At 70.9% G+C, this 19,392-nt stretch carries 19 protein-coding genes and 1 tRNA gene; 16 read left to right on the top strand and 4 right to left on the bottom strand.

The window, feature by feature from the left end:
* Window positions 1-68: 68 nt before the first annotated feature.
* Complete coding sequence (locus ACWIHY_RS09360) at window positions 69-515, top strand: SRPBCC family protein (RefSeq protein WP_454375018.1); 447 nt, start codon at window positions 69-71, stop codon at window positions 513-515.
* Window positions 516-554: 39 nt separating this feature from the next.
* A tRNA-Val gene (locus tag ACWIHY_RS09365) sits at window positions 555-626 on the top strand.
* 79 nt (window positions 627-705) lie between these two features.
* On the opposite strand, the gene ACWIHY_RS09370 is transcribed toward ACWIHY_RS09365, so the two are convergent.
* Window positions 706-1,434, bottom strand: a complete 729-nt coding sequence (locus ACWIHY_RS09370) for an exonuclease domain-containing protein (RefSeq protein WP_454375019.1) — start codon at window positions 1,432-1,434, stop codon at window positions 706-708.
* A 187-nt stretch (window positions 1,435-1,621) separates the two neighbouring features.
* On the opposite strand from ACWIHY_RS09370, the gene ACWIHY_RS09375 reads away from it, so the two are divergent.
* The 3 genes from ACWIHY_RS09375 to thrS all read left to right on the top strand — a co-directional run bounded on the left by ACWIHY_RS09375 (window position 1,622) and on the right by thrS (window position 5,495).
* Complete coding sequence (locus ACWIHY_RS09375) at window positions 1,622-2,188, top strand: DUF4365 domain-containing protein (RefSeq protein WP_454375020.1); 567 nt, start codon at window positions 1,622-1,624, stop codon at window positions 2,186-2,188.
* Window positions 2,188-3,432, top strand: a complete 1,245-nt coding sequence (locus ACWIHY_RS09380; RefSeq protein ID WP_454375021.1) for a hypothetical protein — start codon at window positions 2,188-2,190, stop codon at window positions 3,430-3,432. The genes ACWIHY_RS09375 and ACWIHY_RS09380 overlap by 1 nt, the downstream gene beginning before the upstream one ends.
* Before the next feature lie 86 nt (window positions 3,433-3,518).
* Complete coding sequence (gene thrS / locus ACWIHY_RS09385; protein ID WP_454375022.1) at window positions 3,519-5,495, top strand: threonine--tRNA ligase; 1,977 nt, start codon at window positions 3,519-3,521, stop codon at window positions 5,493-5,495.
* Window positions 5,496-5,535: 40 nt separating this feature from the next.
* On the opposite strand, the gene ACWIHY_RS09390 is transcribed toward thrS, so the two are convergent.
* Window positions 5,536-6,246: a potassium channel family protein gene (locus ACWIHY_RS09390; protein WP_454375023.1), complete on the bottom strand. Its 711-nt coding sequence runs from the start codon at window positions 6,244-6,246 to the stop codon at window positions 5,536-5,538.
* Between the two features lie 66 nt (window positions 6,247-6,312).
* Between ACWIHY_RS09390 and ACWIHY_RS09395 the strand changes: the two genes are divergently transcribed.
* Window positions 6,313-6,873, top strand: a complete 561-nt coding sequence (locus ACWIHY_RS09395; protein ID WP_454375024.1) for an HIT family protein — start codon at window positions 6,313-6,315, stop codon at window positions 6,871-6,873.
* Window positions 6,874-6,898: 25 nt separating this feature from the next.
* Here ACWIHY_RS09395 and ACWIHY_RS09400 read toward each other — a convergent pair whose 3' ends face one another.
* Both ACWIHY_RS09400 and ACWIHY_RS09405 read right to left on the bottom strand, forming a co-directional pair.
* Window positions 6,899-8,566, bottom strand: coding sequence for a hypothetical protein (locus tag ACWIHY_RS09400; protein ID WP_454375025.1), 1,668 nt, complete (start codon window positions 8,564-8,566; stop codon window positions 6,899-6,901).
* 185 nt (window positions 8,567-8,751) lie between these two features.
* The gene (locus tag ACWIHY_RS09405) at window positions 8,752-10,950 is read right to left on the bottom strand and encodes an elongation factor G-like protein EF-G2 (protein WP_454375026.1); all 2,199 of its coding nucleotides are present in this window, start codon (window positions 10,948-10,950) and stop codon (window positions 8,752-8,754) included.
* A gap of 267 nt (window positions 10,951-11,217) precedes the next feature.
* Here ACWIHY_RS09405 and pgsA point away from each other — a divergent pair, with 267 nt between their 5' ends.
* The 10 genes from pgsA to ruvB all read left to right on the top strand — a co-directional run bounded on the left by pgsA (window position 11,218) and on the right by ruvB (window position 19,365).
* Window positions 11,218-11,877 (top strand): phosphatidylinositol phosphate synthase, encoded by a 660-nt coding sequence (gene pgsA / locus ACWIHY_RS09410; RefSeq protein ID WP_454375027.1) that lies wholly within the window; start codon window positions 11,218-11,220, stop codon window positions 11,875-11,877.
* Window positions 11,874-12,785 (top strand): phosphatidylinositol mannoside acyltransferase, encoded by a 912-nt coding sequence (locus ACWIHY_RS09415; protein WP_454375028.1) that lies wholly within the window; start codon window positions 11,874-11,876, stop codon window positions 12,783-12,785. The genes pgsA and ACWIHY_RS09415 overlap by 4 nt, the downstream gene beginning before the upstream one ends.
* Window positions 12,782-13,942: a glycosyltransferase family 4 protein gene (locus ACWIHY_RS09420; protein ID WP_454375029.1), complete on the top strand. Its 1,161-nt coding sequence runs from the start codon at window positions 12,782-12,784 to the stop codon at window positions 13,940-13,942. Before ACWIHY_RS09415 ends, ACWIHY_RS09420 begins: the two co-directional genes overlap by 4 nt.
* Before the next feature lie 50 nt (window positions 13,943-13,992).
* Complete coding sequence (locus ACWIHY_RS09425) at window positions 13,993-14,538, top strand: hypothetical protein (RefSeq protein ID WP_454375030.1); 546 nt, start codon at window positions 13,993-13,995, stop codon at window positions 14,536-14,538.
* A gap of 103 nt (window positions 14,539-14,641) precedes the next feature.
* On the top strand, window positions 14,642-15,550 hold the full coding sequence (pdxS, locus tag ACWIHY_RS09430; RefSeq protein WP_454375031.1) for a pyridoxal 5'-phosphate synthase lyase subunit PdxS: 909 nt from the start codon (window positions 14,642-14,644) through the stop codon (window positions 15,548-15,550).
* A 4-nt stretch (window positions 15,551-15,554) separates the two neighbouring features.
* On the top strand, window positions 15,555-16,148 hold the full coding sequence (pdxT, locus tag ACWIHY_RS09435; protein ID WP_454375032.1) for a pyridoxal 5'-phosphate synthase glutaminase subunit PdxT: 594 nt from the start codon (window positions 15,555-15,557) through the stop codon (window positions 16,146-16,148).
* A 63-nt stretch (window positions 16,149-16,211) separates the two neighbouring features.
* Window positions 16,212-16,964 carry a YebC/PmpR family DNA-binding transcriptional regulator gene (locus ACWIHY_RS09440; RefSeq protein ID WP_138894460.1) on the top strand — a complete coding sequence of 251 codons (753 nt, stop codon included), beginning with the start codon at window positions 16,212-16,214 and terminating at the stop codon, window positions 16,962-16,964.
* Between the two features lie 145 nt (window positions 16,965-17,109).
* On the top strand, window positions 17,110-17,655 hold the full coding sequence (gene ruvC, locus ACWIHY_RS09445) for a crossover junction endodeoxyribonuclease RuvC (RefSeq protein ID WP_454375130.1): 546 nt from the start codon (window positions 17,110-17,112) through the stop codon (window positions 17,653-17,655).
* Entirely contained in the window at window positions 17,652-18,281 is a 630-nt protein-coding gene (gene ruvA / locus ACWIHY_RS09450; RefSeq protein ID WP_454375033.1) for a Holliday junction branch migration protein RuvA, read from the top strand. The genes ruvC and ruvA overlap by 4 nt, the downstream gene beginning before the upstream one ends.
* 16 nt (window positions 18,282-18,297) lie before the next feature.
* Complete coding sequence (ruvB, locus tag ACWIHY_RS09455; RefSeq protein WP_454375034.1) at window positions 18,298-19,365, top strand: Holliday junction branch migration DNA helicase RuvB; 1,068 nt, start codon at window positions 18,298-18,300, stop codon at window positions 19,363-19,365.
* Window positions 19,366-19,392: the final 27 nt, after the last annotated feature.

The raw sequence follows: 19,392 nt of genomic DNA on the forward strand, positions 1-19,392 counted from the left end.
CATGGGTCCGGATACTCAGATCCCGCGTGAGTACGCATGGACACGCGTGGGGTGCGCAGACTTGAGGCATGGACTGGAGTCATTACCGCTTCCGCAGTGTGTGGGACCTCGCCGCCCCGCCCGGCGCGGTCTACTCCGCCCTGGAGCGGGTCGACGCGTACCCGCGCTGGTGGCCGCAGGTGCGCGGGGTCACGCGCGTCGACGACAGCACCGGCACCGTCCGGGTGCGGTCCTTCCTGCCGTACGAACTCGTCGTCACCGTGCGCCAACAGCGGCGCGCTCCCGAGACCGGTGTACTGGAAGTGGCCATGACCGGCGACATGGACGGCTGGGCGCGCTGGACCGTGGGGCCGCACGGCAGCGGCGGCACGCGCGCCGTCTACGAACAGGAAGTGGACGTGCGCAAGACGCTGGTGCGCCGGCTCGCCGTGCCCGGGCGCCCCTTCCTCATCGCCAACCATGCGCTGATGATGCGGGGCGGGCGGCGCGGGCTGACGGCCGCCCTCGCGGTTTGAACCGAACCCGGGTGGGGTTGTATGGTTCAGTCCGTTCCCGGGCGATTAGCTCAGTGGGAGAGCGCTTCGTTCACACCGAAGAGGTCACTGGTTCGAAACCAGTATCGCCCACCCCGGGAAGGCCGGTCCGTCACAGACGGACCGGCTTTTCGCTTTCCCGTGCGCCATTCTTTTCCCGTGCGCCACTTGCTCAGGCGGCCGCCGCCGGGACGTCCGGGCGCAGTGGCCAGGCCGGATTCACCGCCTCCTCCGACCCGTTGCGCGCGAACCACGCCTGCAGGCCGCGCGCCTGCGCCGCGTGCCACACGGCCTGCAGGGAGTGCAGCTCGGCGGGGGAGAGCCGGTCCAGGCGCGCCGCGAACCGACGGCCCAGCGCGCGGACGACCTCCAGTGAGGCCGTCGCGTCGGCGGCCGCGTCGTGCGCGCCGTCCAGCTCCACCTCGTACTGCGCGCACAGATCGGTGAGCGTGCGGCGGCCCTTGCGATAGCGGTCCAGATGCTTGTCCAGTACGCGCGGATCCAGTACGCACAGCGGACGGCTGTCCAGATAGCGCGTCAGCGACGACGCGCGGTGCCGCCTCAGCTCACGGTCCAGCATCGTCAGATCGAACGGCGCGTTCATCACCACCAGCGGACGGCGGGCGATGCTCTGTTCGGCGAGGCTCCGGGCTATCTCCTCCACGACCGGCGCGGGCCAGCGGCCGTTGCGCTGCAGGTGATCGTCCGTCAGCCCGTGGATCTCCGTCGCCTCCCGGGGCACCGGGATGCCCGGATTCACCAGCCAGCGCGTCACCCGCACCCGGCCGCCCGGCGCGTCCTGCACGACCAGTGCGGCGGAAACGATGCGGTCCTCCTCGACATCCACGCCCGTCGTCTCGGTGTCGAACGCGGCCAGGGGTCCTTCGTACCAGCACGTCATGTCGAACTCCTCTTGCTGCCTTGGCAGATGGCGTGCGTCCCCTGCCCGAACCGGTGATACCCGGCTCGTTTGTGCGGTACGCCGTTTGCGGGGCAGGCAGAACGGAGACAACACAGGTGACGGCACGGGAGGTTGACGGACCGTCGCGGGGAAATGATCGGCACAGCCCGGAAGGCACTCGTCAGCCATGGCGCTCACGCAGCCCGAACCGGGCGGGCTGCTGCCCGAGCGGACCGCACCGCTGCGCGGCGGACTCGCCACCACCGCCTGCATGGAGACTCTTCAGGTGGGCTATCTGCACGCGGTCGCGGCGGCCGCGGGATGCTCTCTCTCACAGCCGTTTCCGGACAACGGCATCGACTGGCACGTGAGCCACAGCGCTCCCGAGCACACCGTCGATGACGAAGTCACCATCAAGGTGCAGCTCAAATGCACCTATCAGATCCCGCCGCACCCGGCCGGGGGCGCCTTCTCCTTCACGCTCGACAACGCGCACCTGGAGAAGCTCGCCCGCAGCCCGGTGTCGGTGCACAAGATCCTGGTCGTGATGCTCGTACCGCGGACCCAGGAGGACTGGCTGCGCGCCGGTCACGACCGCCTGGACCTGCGTCACTGCTGCTACTGGACCAACCTGGCCGGACACCCGGTGACGGGCAGGCGCAGGACAACCGTGCGGATCCCGACCTCGCGGATATTCGACGACCGGGCGCTCTGCGAGATCATGACCCGGGTCGGGGCGGGAGGGAGACCCTGATGCAGCACCGGCCGATCGACGAGCCCGTACGACCGCACCCGAGCACCGAGTCCGCCATGGGCCCGGCCGCGGGCCCCGGCGTGTGGGACGCCGGTGCGGGACCCGATCCCGCACACGTCGACCCCGCGGTGCTCGGCGTGCTGCTCGCCCGGCACGGCTGGCGGCGGCGCGGGGGAGCGGCGGGACGCTACGCGCGCTGGACGGCGCCCGGACCGGCCGGCGGCGGTACGAGTCTGCTCGTACCGGAGAGCAGGGCGTTCCCCGACAGCGACGACCTGCTCGGCGAGGCACTGACCGCGCTCGCCCGATGCGCCGCGCCCTCCGCCCGCGAGGTGCTGGTCTCGCTCACGGTCCCGAGCGACGAGATCAGGTGGTGGCGCGACGTACCGGAAGGCCCTTCCGGAGCGGCGTCGTGGACGGCCCAGGAGCAACTGCGCTCGTCGGCGCGCCAGATGCTGCTGGCGGCGGCGCTCGCAGCGCGGGGGCGCGCCGGGTACTACGGCGCGCGGCACCGGCGGCAGGCGCTGTCGTCGCTGGAGGGCGTGCTGGTGGGGCCGGCGCCCGGCGGGCGCGCGCTCACCGCGTTCGTACCGGTGGCGGCCGGGCGACGGGCCGTCGTACGGCTGCACCACGCCCTGCACGCCGCCCGCGAGGCCGTCGACTACCAGCGGGCGACCGGCGGCATGGAGGCCTTCGACTCGGCCGTCGCGGCGGGGGTGAGCCGCGAGCTGACGGACGCCGTGATCGCGCTGGTGCACGGCTCGGAAGGCGCCCGCATCGCGCTGGAGTGGTCACCGGCCGCCGGTGTGCCCGAGGGGTGCGCGGCGCACCCCGAGGTGGTGGAGTTCTCTCCCGGGGACCTGCCGGCGCTGCGGGAGGCGGGCGCGCGCTACACGCTGGGCGAGCCGCCCGTCGCGGTACGGATCACGGGCACGGTCGTACGGATGCGGCGCTCGGGCCCGCGTGGGGCCGGGACCGTGCGGCTGCGCGTCCTGGCGGGCGCGGAGGTGCCACACGTACGGATGGTGCTCGACGAGGAGGCGTACCGGATAGCGGGCCACGCGCACCTGGTCGGGCTGCCGGTCAGGGTCCACGGGCAGCTGGAGAGCCGCGGCGGCTTCCGCCGGCTCACGGGCGCGCAGAGCGTGGTGCCCGTACAGGTGGACGACGCGGAGCGGGACCGGCTGATGAAGTCGCTGCAGGAGAACCTGGACTTTTTCGAGGAGGCGTGCGGCGGGGAATAACCGTTTCGCGATGTGGCCGCCGGGCTCGGTACGATTCATGGGCGCGCAGTCTCCTCTGTCGCGACCCCCTCAGTCAGGAGTGACCGGTGTCAGACGTCCGTGTGTTCATCCAACGCGATTCCGAGCGGGAAGAGCGCGTGGTGACCACGGGCACCACGGCGGCGGAACTCTTCCCCGGCGAGCGCACCGTCGTCGCCGCGCGCGTGGGCGGCGAGCTGAAGGACCTGGCGTACGTCGTCGCGGACGGCGAGGAGGTCGAGCCGGTCGAGATCTCCTCCGAGGACGGCCTGAACATCCTGCGCCACTCCACCGCGCATGTCATGGCGCAGGCCGTGCAGGAGCTGTTCCCCGAGGCGAAGCTCGGCATCGGCCCGCCGGTCAAGGACGGCTTCTACTACGACTTCGACGTCGAGAAGCCGTTCACCCCCGAGGATCTCAAGGCCGTCGAGAAGAAGATGCAGGAGATCCAGAAGCGCGGTCAGCGCTTCTCACGCCGTGTCGTCACCGACGAGGCCGCGCGCGAGGAGCTGGCGGACGAGCCGTACAAGCTGGAGCTCATCGGCATCAAGGGCTCGGCCTCGACCGACGACGGCGCGAACGTCGAGGTGGGCGGCGGCGAGCTGACCATCTACGACAACCTGGACGCCAAGACCGGTGATCTGTGCTGGAAGGACCTCTGCCGCGGTCCGCACCTGCCGACCACCCGGAACATCCCGGCGTTCAAGCTGATGCGCAACGCCGCCGCCTACTGGCGCGGCAGCGAGAAGAACCCGATGCTCCAGCGCATCTACGGCACCGCGTGGCCGTCGAAGGACGAGCTGAAGGCGCACCTGGAGTTCCTCGCCGAGGCGGAGAAGCGCGACCACCGCAAGCTCGGCAGCGAGCTGGACCTGTTCTCCATCCCGGAGCAGATCGGCTCCGGCCTCGCGGTCTTCCACCCCAAGGGCGGCATCATCCGCCGGGTCATGGAGGACTACTCGCGCCGCCGGCACGAGGAGGAGGGGTACGAGTTCGTCTACACCCCGCACGCGACCAAGGGGAAGCTCTTCGAGACCTCGGGGCACCTGGACTGGTATGCCGACGGCATGTACCCGCCCATGCAGCTCGACGAGGGCACGGACTACTACCTCAAGCCCATGAACTGCCCGATGCACAACCTGATCTTCGACGCGCGGGGCCGGTCCTACCGTGAACTGCCCCTGCGTCTCTTCGAGTTCGGGACCGTGTACCGGTACGAGAAGTCCGGCGTCGTGCACGGCCTGACCCGGGCCCGCGGCTTCACCCAGGACGACGCGCACATCTACTGCACCAAGGAGCAGATGGCGGAGGAGCTCGACCGTACGCTCACCTTCGTCCTCGGCCTGCTGCGCGACTACGGCCTGACCGACTTCTACCTGGAGCTGTCCACCAAGGACCCGGAGAAGTTCGTCGGGTCGGACGAGATCTGGGAAGAGGCCACCGAGACCTTGCGCCAGGTCGCCGAGAAGCAGGGCCTCCCGCTGGTCCCGGACCCGGGCGGCGCCGCGTTCTACGGCCCGAAGATCTCCGTCCAGTGCAAGGACGCGATCGGCCGCACCTGGCAGATGTCGACCGTGCAGCTCGACTTCAACCTGCCCGAGCGCTTCAACCTGGAGTACACCTCGGCGGACGGCTCCAAGCAGCGTCCGGTCATGATCCACCGTGCGCTGTTCGGATCCATCGAGCGGTTCTTCGCGGTGCTCCTGGAGCACTACGCGGGCGCGTTCCCGGCGTGGCTCGCCCCTGTCCAGGCGGTCGGCATCCCGATCGGCGACGGGCACGTCCCGTACCTCGAGGAGTTCGCCGCGAAGGCGAAGAAGCAGGGGCTGCGGGTGGAGGTGGACTCCTCCTCGGACCGGATGCAGAAGAAGATCCGCAACGCCCAGAAGAGCAAGGTGCCCTTCATGGTCATCGCGGGTGACGAGGACATGGAGGCCGGCGCGGTCTCCTTCCGCTACCGCGACGGGTCGCAGGAGAACGGCATCCCGGTCGACGAGGCGCTCGCGAAGATCGCCAAGGTCGTCGCGGACCGCGTCCAGCTGTAGGCGTCGGCAGTACGTCGCGAAGGGCCTCCGGCGGGCGCGCTCAGCCCGCCGGAGGCCCTTCGGCGTTGCCGTGCCTGTCCCCGTGCGTGGCGTCGTGCGCGGCCTCGTGCTCGTCCTCGCGCCGGAACGTCTGGATCAGCCAGGACGAGAACGAACCCGTCACCGCGCCGAGCAGCGCCAGCCCGCACGCCATCATGCCGACCGCGATGACCCGCCCGCCCCAGGTCACCGGTGTCACATCGCCGTACCCGACCGTCGTCAGCGTCGAGGAGACCCACCACAAGGCGTCCCCGAAGGTACGGATCGTGGCGCCCGGGGCTGCGTGTTCCTGCTGGTAGACGGCGAGCGCGCCGGTGAACCCCAGCAGGACCGCCGAAAGTCCCGCGTACGTGATCACGCGTGCGTGCAGGCTCAGCCGCGGCTCGTCGCGTCGGCGCTGCACCGCCGTGTAGACCCGCACCATGCGCAGCGGGCGCAACAGCGGCATCAGCAGGACCACGGTGTCCAGCCAGTGCGCACGCACGAAGCCCAGGCGCCGCCCCGTCAGCCGCCACCGCACCGCGTAGTCGGCGGCGAACAGGCCCCACAGCGCCACGATCACCCCGAGGCACGCTTCCCGCCAGGCCGTGGGCAGGCCGTGGGCCAGCACCTGGACCGCGTACGCGGCGAGGAAGAGCAGGGACGCGGCGAGGAGCGGGATCTCGCTCCGCTGCTCCCAGCGCCGCACCGGACTGTCGTGATCGGCGTGCATCGCCCCAGCATGGCGGGCAGGCCGTCGGCCTTGCCCCGGCGACACGTTCGGCGGGCACCAAGTCATATGCTGCACTCCATGACGACTGAGCCGGAGCAGCAGATCGGAGTGGGGACGCCGGACGCGTTCCAGCGCCTGTGGACGCCCCACCGGATGGCGTACATCCAGGGGGAGAACAAGCCGACCGGTCCGGGGTCCGAGGACGGCTGCCCGTTCTGCTCGATTCCGGCGAAGTCGGACGAGGACGGGCTGGTCGTGGCACGTGGTCAGCAGGTGTACGCGGTGCTGAATCTCTACCCGTACAACGGCGGTCACCTGATGGTCGTCCCGTACCGCCACGTCGCCGACTACACGGACCTCGACGACGCCGAGACCGCCGAGCTGGGTTCCTTCACCAAGCGGGCGATGACGGCGCTGCGCACGGCCTCCGGGGCGCAGGGGTTCAACATCGGGATGAACCAGGGCGCGGTCGCGGGAGCGGGCATCGCGGCGCACCTGCACCAGCACGTCGTGCCGCGCTGGGGCGGGGACACGAACTTCATGCCGGTCGTGGGGCACACCAAGGTGCTGCCGCAGCTGCTGGGGGACACCCGCAAGATGCTGGCCGACGCCTGGCCGGCCGCCTGACCCACGGGCGCCCCCGCCGTGCGCGTCACGCGTCGTACACGTCGGCCCTCCTCGGTGCCGCGTCCTGGATCAGGCCGCTGAGGATCAGGGAGCGGTTGCTGAAGCGGTCGGTGTCCACGCCGTGGTCGTCGAGCACGCGGATGGCCGCCGCGTGGACGACGCGCAGTACGGGCGTGGCCGCGCGCATCGCGTCGTCCGCCATGAAGCGGTGCCGCCAGGGCTTCTCGGCCCAGGCGTGCCGCAGGCCGAACGGCTCGGGGAGCGCGATCTTGCCGCCGAAGTAGTCGAGGACCGGCGGGAACCAGGTGAAGGGTGCCCGGACGGCCAGGCGTACCACTTCGTTGGCGTCGACGAGCGGCTGCTGCTTGTCGACGGTCTCCCAGAACCTGACCGGCTTGCTGACCGTCACCGTCTTCGGCTTCGGCTTGGTGGTGAAGAGCGAGTGGACCGGTCCCAGGGCGTGGCCGGTGACCTCGATGCGCAGCGTCTCGTGCAGCACGGTGACGGTGATCAGCATGGTGATGACCAGCTGGCCGTCCCAGAGCGTGAACTGAACGCCCAGATAGTGGCGGTTTCCCGCGCCGAACTGCTGCTCGTTGCAGATCCGCTGTATCTCGTGGCCCTTGATCTGGAACGCGTCGACGTCCTGGCCGCCCGGCCTGGCCACCTCGTCCGCGTTCTCGCCGATCGGCGCGACGACCCAGTGCCGCACGGAGGGCTTCGGGAAGCCGCCGGTGTGCAGCGGTCCGCGCTCCAGCATGCGCAGCTGGTCGTGGATGACGCGTACGACGTCCCAGCTGCGGAATCCGTGGATCTCCTTGCCGGGGTCGCGCGGGACGAGCTCTTCGGCGAGCTGCCAGCTGCCCCAGCGGGTGCCCATGCCGAGTATCCCCTTGGGGCCCGCGTAGAAGACCGAGTTGCTGTACTGCTCGGCGGTCAGCTTGGCGAGCGACTGGCGCAGCTGCTCGGCGGCCGACTCGTTGGGATCGCGCGGTACCGCTTCGGGGATCTTCGCGCCCACGCCGCCGCCCGACAGGAGGCTCTCCCATCGGGTCCGCATGTCCTTGGCCGTGGACTCGCTGATCTGCTTGGCCCACAGCCAGCCGACGACGGGCGCGACGAGCATCGCCCGCAGATAGATCGCCCAGAGGCCGCCGAACGGCAGCTTGATGAGGACGATCACGAGGAGCCCGCCGACGGCGACCAGGGCGGCGGTGGCGAGGGCGCCGGCCCGCTTGTCCTTGGAGCCCGCGATCGTACGGCGCAGCTGGAAGACGCCCAGCCAGATCAGCAGGCCCGGCAGGAACAGCAGGCCGAAGACCGCCATGATGCCGGTGAGCTTCGCGTCCCTCTCCTTGCGGATGCGGGTCGCGGCGAGGCAGTGCTCGACGACGGTCTGCGGCTCGGTGCCGAACGACTGGATGAGCGCCTTGCGGGCCCCGCCGAGCATGCGCACCTGTACGGCGCGCGAGAAGGCCTCGCCCAGATTCGGCTCCAGGAGGGACAGCTTGCCCTTCTTGACGTCGGACTTGTGCCATTCGCTGTTGGCATTGAGGATCTCGGTCACCGGGCTGTCGCGGTACGCCGCCGAGGCGAGCGCCTGCGTCGCCGCAGTCTGGCCCGCCGAGCCCTGGAGCGGAACCTGTGCCCCCGGTGAGAAGTCGAACCCGTCATCCGCCACTGCTGCCCCCATCGCCGCACGCAACCGCTCCTGCGGCCTGTTCCCAACTGCCCTGCCCCGCACACCTTCTGAGCCGGGGCGCCCCGGAGCGTCCAGCGTATCCGGCGTATCCGGGAATGACCCCTGGGTGACCCTGCCCGCCAGGGGGCGGGGAAATGCCGCCCGCCGCCGGGCGATTTGGGCGGGCGGCATGTCAACTATGAACCGTTTTCCGCCTGTTCGCGGATCTTGCCCGACAGCTGGGGCGGCATCGGTTCGTGGCGGGCGTACGAGCGGCTGAACCGCCCGGTGCCGTGCGAGACCGACCTCAGGTCCACGGCGTACCGTCCGATCTCGATCTCCGGGACTTCCGCCCGTACGAGCGTGCGCCCCTGCCCGGCCTGCTCGGTTCCGACCACCCGCCCCCGCCGTCCCGACAGGTCGCTCATCACCGGGCCCACGTACTGGTCGGGCACCAGCACCACCACCTCGGTGACCGGTTCCAGGAGGTGGATCCTCGCCTCGGCGGCGGCCTCCCGCAGCGCCAGCGCGCCCGCCGTCTGGAACGCCGCGTCGGAGGAGTCGACCGAGTGCGACTTCCCGTCGGTCAGCGTCACGCGTACGTCCACCAGCGGGTGGCCGGCGGCGACCCCGCGCGCCGCCTGGGCGCGTACACCCTTCTCCACGGAAGGGATGAACTGGCGTGGTACTGCTCCGCCCACGACCTTGTCGACGAACTCGATCCCGCTCCCCGGCGGCAGCGGGTCCACCTCGATCTCGCAGATCGCGTACTGGCCGTGGCCGCCGGACTGCTTCACGTGCCGTCCCCGGCCGACCGCCCGCGCGCCGAACGTCTCGCGCAGCGACACCTTGTGCGGTACGACGTCCACGCGCACCCCGTAGCGGCTGCGCAGCCGCTCCAGCGCCACGTCGCGGTGGGCCTCGCCCAGGCACCACAGCACCAGCTGGCGGGTGTCCTGGTTCTGCTCCAGGCGCATGGTCGGGTCCTCGGCGACCAGGCGGGCCAGTCCCTGCGAGAGCTTGTCCTCGTCCGCCTTGCTGTGTGCCTGGATGGCGAGCGGCAGCAGCGGGTCGGGCATCGGCCACGGTTCCATCAGCAGCGGGTCGTCCTTCGCGGACAGGGTGTCTCCGGTCTCGGCGCGCAGCAGCTTTCCGACGCTGGCGATGTCGCCCGCGATGCAGCGGTTCAGGGTGCGCTGGTGCTTGCCGAAGGGCGAGGTCAGGGCGCCGATCCGCTCGTCCACATCGTGATCCTCGTGGCCCCGGTCCGTGAGACCGTGCCCGGACACGTGCACGGTCTCGTCGGGCCGCAGCGTGCCGGAGAACACCCGCACGAGGCTGACCCTCCCGACGTACGGATCGGACGCCGTCCTGACGACCTCGGCGACCAGCGGGCCGTCGGGATCGCAGGTGACCGGCGGGCGCGGACTGCCCTCCGGGGTGGTGACCTCGGGCGCCTCGCGCTCGGCCGGCGTCGGGAAGCCGCCGGTGATCAGCTCCAGCAGCTCGACCGTGCCGATGCCCTCGCGGTTTCCGTCCGCCGCCGGTGCGGCGGCGAGCACCGGATGGAAGGTGCCGCGTGCCACGGCCCGTTCCAGGTCTTCGACGAGCGTCTTGTAGTCGATCTCCTCGCCGGCGAGGTACCGGTCCATGAGGGTCTCGTCCTCGCTCTCGGCGATGATCCCCTCGATCAGCCGGCTGCGGGCCGCCTCGATCCGGGGCAGCTGCTCGCCGTCCGGCGGTGACTCCTTGCGCTCGCCGGACGAGTAGTCGAAGACCCGCTGGGACAGCAGACCGACGAGCCCCTCGACCGGAGCGTGCCCGTCCGGTCCCGGGGGCCCGTACAGCGGCAGATACAGCGGCAGTACGGCGTCGGGATCGTCGCCGCCGAACGTCTGTGCGCACACCCGGGTCATCTCGTCGAAGTCGGACCTGGCCGCTTCGAGGTGCGTGAAGACGATCGCCCGCGGCATGCCGACCGCGGCGCACTCGTCCCACAGCATCCGGGTCGCGCCGTCCACGCCGTCCGAGCCCGAGACGACGAAAAGGGCCGCGTCCGCGGCCCGCAGACCGGCCCTGAGCTCCCCGACGAAGTCGGCGTATCCGGGAGTGTCGATCAGGTTGATCTTTATGCCGCCCCATTCGACGGGGACCAGCGCCAGCTGCACCGACCGTTGCTGCCGGTGCTCGATCTCGTCGTAGTCGGAGACGGTCGCGCCGTCCTCGACCCGGCCCGCCCGGTTGACCGCTCCCGTCGCCAGCGCGAGGGCCTCGGCGAGCGTGGTCTTTCCCGAGCCGCTGTGGCCGACCAGCACGACGTTCCGGATGGATGAGGGCCGGTCGGCCGCCGCTGCCCTGCCGGCGGCCCCGGGGTGTGATTGCGTCTTTTCGCCCATGATCCTTGCCTCCCATTTCGAGCACGGTGAGGAGAGGGGGCGCGGACATGTGGGAGCCGCAGTGGCGAGGCGACACCAGTGACGCCCGCGGTCATTCGAGCTTTCCACTCGGGCCACTGCACGTCCATACGTAGTACGCGATCGAGGGGCGGCAGGAGCCCTGTGGCGGCCCGGTGATGCCCCGGGAGTGGTCGGGCCCGGGCGTCGCTACGATGGGCCAGCCGGTGGCCATAGGGGCCGCACGGCCCACCGACCCTCGGGAAGGCCATGCTGAACAAGTACGCGCGTGCATTCTTTACGCGTGTCCTCACACCGTTCGCCGCGTTTCTCCTCCGCCGTGGGGTGAGTCCCGACGCGGTGACGCTCATCGGTACGGCCGGAGTGATGGCGGGTGCGCTGGTCTTCTTCCCCCGGGGAGAGTTCTTCTGGGGCACGATCGTCATCACGCTCTTCGTCTTCTCCGACCTCGTCGACGGGAACATGGCGAGGCAGGCGGGGGTCTCGAGCCGCTGGGGCGCCTTCCTTGACTCGACCCTGGACCGGGTCGCCGACTCGGCGATCTTCGGCGGGATCGCCCTCTGGTACGCGGGCACCGGCAACGACAACGTGCTGTGCGCGGTCGCCATCTTCTGTCTCGCCAGCGGCCAGGTCGTCTCGTACACCAAGGCCCGCGGCGAATCGATCGGGCTGCCCGTGGCCGTCAACGGCCTGGTGGAGCGCGCCGAACGCCTCGTCATCACGCTGGTCGCCGCCGGGCTCGCCGGACTGCACGACTTCGGGGTGCCCGGCATCGACGTACTGCTGCCCGTCGCCCTGTGGGCCGTGGCCGTCGGCAGTCTCGTGACGCTCGGGCAGCGGGTCGTGACCGTACGCAGGGAAGCGGCCGAGGCGGACGCCGCCGCGCCGGGGAGCGAGGCCACGTCGTGAGCGGCGCCAGGGAACGGCTGACGGACACCCTGTACGGCCTCGGGTGGGGCACCGTGAAGAAGCTGCCCGAGCCGGTCTCCGTGGCCCTCGGGCGCACCATCGCCGACACCGTGTGGAAGCGTCGCGGCAAGAGCGTGCTGCGGCTGGAGGCCAACCTCGCCCGGGTCGTCCCGGACGCGGGCCCCGAGCGCCTCGCCGAGCTGTCCAAGGCCGGCATGCGCTCGTACATGCGGTACTGGATGGAGTCCTTCCGGCTGCCCGCGTGGAGCGCGGAGCGCGTCAGGGGCGGCGTGGAGATCCAGGACCTAGCGCGTCTGACCGACGGCCTCGCCTCCGGGCGCGGCGTCATCCTCGCGCTGCCGCACCTGGCCAACTGGGACCTCGCGGGCGCCTGGGTCACCACCGGACTGGAAGTACCGTTCACCACCGTCGCCGAGCGGCTCAAGCCGGAAACGCTGTACGACCGGTTCGTCGCGTACCGGGAGGGCCTCGGCATGGAGGTCCTGCCGCACGAGGGCGGCAGCGCCTTCGGGACCCTGGCGCGGCGGCTGCGGGCCGGCGGCCTCGTCTGCCTGGTCGCCGACCGCGACCTGTCCGCCTCCGGCACCGAGGTGAAGTTCTTCGGCGACACGGCGCGGATGCCCAGCGGCCCCGCGCTGCTGGCGCAGCAGACCGGGGCGCTCCTGCTGCCCGTGACCCTTTGGTACGACGACTCGCCGGTGATGCGGGGTCGGGTCCACCCGCCCGTCGAGGTACCGGAGACCGGCAGCCGGGCCGAGAAGACGTCCGTCATGTCGCAGGCCCTGGCGGACGCCTTCGCCACCGGTATCGCCGAACACCCGGAGGACTGGCACATGCTGCAACGGCTGTGGCTCGACGACCTCGAGCCGCATCAGGAGAGCTCGTGAAAATCGGCATTGTCTGCCCCTACTCCTGGGACGTTCCCGGCGGCGTCCAGTTCCACATCCGGGACCTGGCCGAGCACCTGATCCGCCTCGGGCACGAGGTCTCCGTCCTTGCGCCCGCCGACGACGAGACGCCGCTGCCGCCGTACGTCGTGTCCGCCGGCCGGGCCGTCCCGGTGCCGTACAACGGCTCGGTCGCCCGCCTGAACTTCGGATTCCTCTCCGCCGCGCGGGTACGGCGGTGGCTGCACGACGGCACGTTCGACGTCATCCACATCCATGAGCCGACCTCCCCCTCGCTCGGGCTGCTGGCGTGCTGGGCCGCGCAGGGGCCGATCGTCGCCACCTTCCACACCTCCAACCCGAAGTCGCGCGCCATGATCGCGGCGTACCCGATCCTCCAGCCCGCCCTCGAGAAGATCAGCGCGCGCATCGCGGTGAGCGAGTACGCGCGGCGCACGCTGGTCGAGCACCTCGGCGGGGACGCGGTCGTCATCCCCAACGGCGTCGACGTCGACTTCTTCGCTAAGGCGGAGGCGAAGCCGGAGTGGCAGGGGCAGACCATCGGCTTCATCGGCCGCATCGACGAGCCGCGCAAGGGACTGCCCGTCCTGATGCGCGCCCTCCCGAAGATCCTGGCCGAGCGGCCGGACACGCGGCTGCTGGTCGCGGGCCGGGGGGACGAGGACGAGGCGGTGGCCTCCCTGCCGAAGGACATGCGGGACCGCGTCGAATTCCTCGGGATGGTCAGCGACGAGGACAAGGCACGGCTGCTGCGCAGTGTCGACCTGTACGTCGCCCCCAACACCGGCGGCGAGAGCTTCGGCATCATCCTGGTCGAGGCGATGTCGGCGGGCGCGGCGGTGCTGGCGAGCGACCTCGACGCGTTCGCGCAGGTACTGGACCAGGGATCGGCCGGCGAGCTCTTCGCCAACGAGGACGCGGACGCGCTCGCCTCGGCGGCGGTGCGTCTGCTCGGCGACCCGGAGCGGCTGGTGGAGCTGCGGCTGCGGGGCTCCGCGCACGTACGGCGCTTCGACTGGTCGACGGTGGCGGCGGACATCCTGTCGGTGTACGAGACCGTGACGGACGGCGCGGCGTCGGTGGACACCGACGAGCGCACGGGGCTGCGGGCACGCTTCGGGCTGGCCCGGGACTGACCGACAGGGCCCGCGGCCCGCCGCTCGGGGCCCCGGTAACGTTGCCGCCCGTGACCGTAACCCTCATCTGGATCGTCGTAGCCCTCTTCGCGATCGGGCTGTACCTCAGCTGGACCGCGGGCCGGCTGGACCGCCTGCACGCCCGTATCGACGCTTCGCGCGCCGCGCTCGACGCCCAGCTGCTGCGCCGAGCCTCGGTCACCCAGGAGCTCGCGACCTCCGGAGTGCTCGACCCCGCCGCCTCGATCCTGCTGTACCAGGCCGCGCACGCCGCGCGGCAGGCCGAGGAGGACCACCGGGAGGTGGCGGAGAGCGAGCTCAGCCAGGCGCTGCGGGCGGTCTTCGGGGAGGCGGCGCAGGTCGAAGCCGTCAAGGAGGCGCCCGGCGGCGAGGAGGCCGCCGGGGAACTGGCGGCTGCCGTACGCCGCGTGCCGATGGCCCGGCGCTTCCACAACGACTCCGTACGCGCGGCTCGCGCACTGCGCCGCCACCGCAAGGTGCGCTGGTTCCGGCTGGCGGGCCACGCCCCGTTTCCCCTGGCGTTCGAGATGGACGACGAGGCCCCTGTGGCACTGGCCGACCGCCCCGGCAGCTAGCAAAACGATCCACCCGCTGAGCATTGGCCCTTGCAGTGGACTGGTCGGGCCATGTTCTCTCGGAGAGAGCCAAAGCCTTCTTTTCTTCGAGTGAGGTCCATCCGTGTCCAGCACCAGCAACTTCCAGGCCCCCGAGACCGGCACCGCGCGCGTGAAGCGCGGCATGGCGGAGCAGCTCAAGGGTGGCGTGATCATGGACGTCGTCAACGCCGAGCAGGCGAAGATCGCCGAGGACGCGGGCGCCGTCGCCGTCATGGCGCTGGAGCGCGTGCCCGCCGACATCCGCAAGGACGGCGGCGTGGCGCGGATGTCCGACCCGAACATGATCGAAGAGATCATCGAGGCCGTCTCGATCCCGGTCATGGCCAAGTCCCGCATCGGCCACTTCGTCGAGGCCCAGATCCTCCAGTCCCTCGGCGTCGACTACATCGACGAGTCCGAGGTCCTGACCCCGGCCGACGAGGTCAACCACTCCGACAAGTGGGCGTTCACCACCCCCTTCGTCTGCGGCGCCACCAACCTGGGTGAGGCCCTGCGCCGTATCGCCGAGGGTGCGGCCATGATCCGCTCGAAGGGCGAGGCCGGCACCGGCAACGTCGTCGAGGCCGTGCGTCACCTGCGCCAGATCAAGAACGAGATCGCGAAGCTGCGCGGCTTCGACAACAACGAGCTGTACGCCGCCGCGAAGGAGCTCCGCGCCCCGTACGAGATCGTCAAGGAGGTCGCCGAGCTCGGCAAGCTCCCGGTGGTGCTGTTCTCCGCCGGTGGCGTCGCCACCCCCGCCGACGCCGCGCTGATGCGCCAGCTCGGCGCCGAGGGCGTCTTCGTCGGCTCCGGCATCTTCAAGTCCGGCGACCCGGCCGCCCGCGCCGCCGCGATCGTGAAGGCCACCACCTTCTACGACGACCCGAAGATCATCGCGGACGCGTCCCGCAACCTCGGCGAGGCCATGGTCGGCATCAACTGCGACACCCTCCCCGAGTCCGAGCGCTACGCCAACCGCGGCTGGTAGTCCTGTGACGAGCAACCCCGTGATCGGAGTCCTGGCTCTCCAGGGCGATGTACGGGAGCACCTGGTCGCCCTGGCCGTGGCGGACGCCACGGCCAGGCCGGTCCGGCGCCCCGAGGAGCTCGCCGAGATCGACGGCCTGGTCATTCCCGGTGGCGAGTCCACCACCATGTCCAAGCTGGCCGCCCTCTTCGGCATGCAGGAGCCGCTGCGCGAGCGGATCAAGGACGGCATGCCCGTCTACGGCACGTGCGCCGGCCTGATCATGCTCGCCGACAAGATCCTCGACCCGCGCTCGGGCCAGGAGACGTTCGGCGGCATCGACATGATCGTGCGCCGCAACGCCTTCGGACGGCAGAACGAGTCGTTCGAGGCGAAGGTCGGGATCGCGGGCATCGAGGACGGCCCCGTCGAGGGAGTCTTCATCCGCGCCCCGTGGGTGGAGTCGGTCGGCGCCCAGGTCGAGGTGCTCGCGGAGCACGACGGCCACATCGTCGCCGTACGTCAGGGCAATGCCCTCGCCACGTCGTTCCACCCCGAACTGACGGGCGACCACCGGGTGCACCGGCTCTTCACAGAGATGGTGCGCGCCGTACGCTGACGGGATCCCGGTAGGATCTCTGCCGAACGCAGCAGTATTTGGTGACGCGAAGGAGACAGGCGGATGTCCGGCCACTCTAAATGGGCTACGACGAAGCACAAGAAGGCCGTGATCGATGCCAAGCGCGGCAAGCTCTTCGCGAAGCTGATCAAGAACATCGAGGTCGCGGCGCGCACCGGCGGCGCCGACATCGACGGCAACCCGACCCTCTTCGACGCCATCCAGAAGGCGAAGAAGAGCTCCGTCCCCAACAAGAACATCGACTCCGCGGTCAAGCGCGGCGGCGGTCTCGAGGCGGGCGGCGTCGACTACGAGACCATCATGTACGAGGGTTACGGCCCCAACGGTGTCGCGGTGCTCATCGAGTGCCTCACCGACAACCGCAACCGTGCCGCCTCCGACGTGCGGGTCGCCATGACCCGCAACGGCGGCTCGATGGCCGACCCGGGCTCCGTCTCGTACCTCTTCAACCGCAAGGGCGTCGTGGTCGTCCCCAAGGGCGAGCTGTCCGAGGACGATGTCCTCGGCGCGGTGCTCGACGCGGGCGCCGAGGAGGTCAACGACCTCGGTGAGTCCTTCGAGGTGCTGAGCGAGGCCACCGACCTGGTCGCGGTCCGCACCGCGCTCCAGGACGCCGGGATCGACTACGACTCGGCGGACGCCAACTTCGTCCCGACCATGCAGGTCGAGCTCGACGAGGAAGGCGCGCGGAAGATCTTCAAGCTCATCGACGCGCTGGAGGACAGCGACGACGTACAGAACGTCTTCGCCAACTTCGACGTCTCGGACGAGGTCATGGAGAAGGTCGACGCCTGACGGCTGATCAGCACGTCGTACAAGGACGGGCCGACGGGACACGCTCCCGGCGGCCCGTCCGTGCGTTGTCAGAGCGAGCCGCTACTGTGCTGATCAGGCAGGAGCGCTGGAACGGATGATCGAGGGCGTGAGGGGGCGGGGCGCGATGCGCGTACTGGGCGTGGACCCGGGGCTGACCCGGTGCGGCGTCGGCGTCGTCGAGGGTGTCGCGGGCCGTCCCCTGAAGATGCTCGGGGTCGGAGTCGTGCGTACGCCGTCGGACGCGGAGCTCGGGGACCGGCTGGTCGCCATCGAGCGCGGCATCGAGGAGTGGCTCGACGAGCACCGGCCCGAATGCGTGGCCGTGGAGCGGGTGTTCAGCCAGCACAACGTCCGTACGGTCATGGGAACCGCCCAGGCCAGCGCGGTCGCGATGCTCTGCGCTGCCCGTCGCGGGCTGCCCGTCGCCCTGCATACGCCCAGTGAGGTCAAAGCGGCGGTCACCGGCAACGGCCGGGCCGAGAAGGACCAGGTCGGCGCGATGGTGACCCGGCTGCTGCGACTGGACGCCCCGCCGAAACCGGCCGACGCCGCCGACGCCCTCGCGCTCGCCATTTGCCACATCTGGCGCGCCCCCGCGGTCAACCGCCTCCAGCAGGCGCACGCCGCGGCGCGCCTGCCCCGCATCCCCGTACGGAAGGTCACGCGATGATCGCGTTCGTCAGCGGCCCGGTCGCCGCACTCGCCCCCACCACGGCGGTCATCGAGGTCGGCGGCATCGGCATGGCCGTGCAGTGCACGCCGAACACGCTGTCGACGCTCCGCATGGGCCAGGACGCGAAGCTCGCGACCTCCCTGGTCGTACGGGAGGACTCACTGACCCTCTACGGCTTCGCGGACGACGACGAGCGGCACGTCTTCGAGCTGCTCCAGACCGCCAGCGGAGTCGGCCCCCGGCTCGCCCAGGCCATGCTCGCCGTGCACTCGCCGGACGCACTGCGCCTGGCGGTCTCCACGGGCGACGAGAAGGCGCTCACCGCCGTCCCCGGCATCGGCAAGAAGGGCGCCCAGAAGCTCCTTCTCGAGCTCAAGGGACGCCTCGGCGAGCCGCTCGGCACCGGCGGACACGTCGGCGCCCAGCGTGCCGCGTCGGGCCCCGCGCCCTGGGGAGAGCAGCTCCAGGCCGCGCTCATCGGCCTCGGCTACGCGTCGCGCGAAGCCGAGGAGGCGGTCGCGGCGGTCGCCCCGCAGGCCGAGGCGGCCCTGGCCGGGGGCAGCCGGCCGCCGGTGCCGCAGTTGCTGCGTGCCGCGCTCCAGACCCTCAACCGCGCCCGCTGATTCGAGAGATCCGTAAATGAACTGGGACGACACCGGACCCGACATCGACCAGCGGCTGGTCGACTCCGGCCCCGACGGCGAGGACCAGGCCGTCGAGGCCGCGCTGCGCCCCAAGGACCTCGACGAGTTCGTGGGCCAGGAGAAGGTCCGCGAGCAGCTCGACCTGGTCCTGCGGGCGGCCCGTGCGCGCGGAGCCACCGCCGACCACGTGCTGCTGTCCGGCGCGCCCGGCCTCGGCAAGACGACTCTCTCGATGATCATCGCGGCCGAGATGAACGCCCCGATCCGCATCACCTCGGGCCCCGCCATCCAGCACGCCGGCGACCTCGCCGCGATCCTCTCCTCCCTCCAGGAGGGTGAGGTTCTCTTCCTCGACGAGATCCACCGGATGTCCCGCCCGGCCGAAGAGATGCTCTACATGGCCATGGAGGACTTCCGCGTCGACGTCATCGTCGGAAAGGGGCCGGGCGCCACCGCCATCCCCCTGGAGCTTCCTCCGTTCACCCTCGTCGGGGCCACGACCAGGGCCGGCCTGCTGCCGCCCCCGCTGCGTGACCGCTTCGGCTTCACGGGGCACATGGAGTTCTACGAGCCCGCCGAGCTGGAGCGGGTCATCCACCGTTCCGCGCGCCTCCTCGACCTGGACATAGACGTGGAAGGGGCCGCGGAGATCGCCGGGCGCTCCCGCGGCACTCCCCGTATCGCGAACCGCCTGCTGCGTCGCGTCCGTGACTACGCCCAGGTCAAGGCCGACGGTGTCATCAACCGCGGCATCGCCGCCGCGGCCCTCAAGGTGTACGAGGTCGACGCCCGGGGCCTCGACCGCCTCGACCGGGCCGTGCTCGGCGCCCTGCTCAAGTTGTTCGGCGGCGGCCCCGTGGGTCTGTCCACGCTGGCGGTGGCGGTGGGGGAGGAGCGGGAGACGGTCGAAGAGGTGGCCGAGCCCTTCCTCGTACGGGAAGGCCTGCTGGCCCGTACGCCGAGGGGGCGGGTGGCCACGCCCGCCGCCTGGGCCCACCTCGGACTCGTACCGCCGCAGCAGGGTAACGGAGGAAACGGACAACAGGGTCTCTTCGGGACGTGACGGACCTGACGGCGCGGAGGGTCGCCC

It is taken from the genome of Streptomyces sp. NPDC055287, assembly GCF_053646035.1.

Bases quoted from the DNA above. Each gene is read 5' to 3' on its own strand.
- ACWIHY_RS09360 (WP_454375018.1), top strand. From the start codon at position 69: ATGGACTGGAGTCATTACCGCTTCCGCAGTGTGTGGGACCTCGCCGCC.
- ACWIHY_RS09370 (WP_454375019.1), bottom strand. From the start codon at position 1,434: ATGACGTGCTGGTACGAAGGACCCCTGGCCGCGTTCGACACCGAGACG.
- ACWIHY_RS09375 (WP_454375020.1), top strand. From the start codon at position 1,622: ATGGCGCTCACGCAGCCCGAACCGGGCGGGCTGCTGCCCGAGCGGACC.
- ACWIHY_RS09380 (WP_454375021.1), top strand. From the start codon at position 2,188: ATGCAGCACCGGCCGATCGACGAGCCCGTACGACCGCACCCGAGCACC.
- ACWIHY_RS09390 (WP_454375023.1), bottom strand. From the start codon at position 6,246: ATGCACGCCGATCACGACAGTCCGGTGCGGCGCTGGGAGCAGCGGAGC.
- ACWIHY_RS09395 (WP_454375024.1), top strand. From the start codon at position 6,313: ATGCTGCACTCCATGACGACTGAGCCGGAGCAGCAGATCGGAGTGGGG.
- ACWIHY_RS09400 (WP_454375025.1), bottom strand. From the start codon at position 8,566: ATGGGGGCAGCAGTGGCGGATGACGGGTTCGACTTCTCACCGGGGGCA.
- ACWIHY_RS09405 (WP_454375026.1), bottom strand. From the start codon at position 10,950: ATGGGCGAAAAGACGCAATCACACCCCGGGGCCGCCGGCAGGGCAGCG.
- pgsA (WP_454375027.1), top strand. From the start codon at position 11,218: ATGCTGAACAAGTACGCGCGTGCATTCTTTACGCGTGTCCTCACACCG.
- ACWIHY_RS09440 (WP_138894460.1), top strand. From the start codon at position 16,212: ATGTCCGGCCACTCTAAATGGGCTACGACGAAGCACAAGAAGGCCGTG.
- ruvC (WP_454375130.1), top strand. From the start codon at position 17,110: ATGCGCGTACTGGGCGTGGACCCGGGGCTGACCCGGTGCGGCGTCGGC.
- ruvA (WP_454375033.1), top strand. From the start codon at position 17,652: ATGATCGCGTTCGTCAGCGGCCCGGTCGCCGCACTCGCCCCCACCACG.
- ruvB (WP_454375034.1), top strand. From the start codon at position 18,298: ATGAACTGGGACGACACCGGACCCGACATCGACCAGCGGCTGGTCGAC.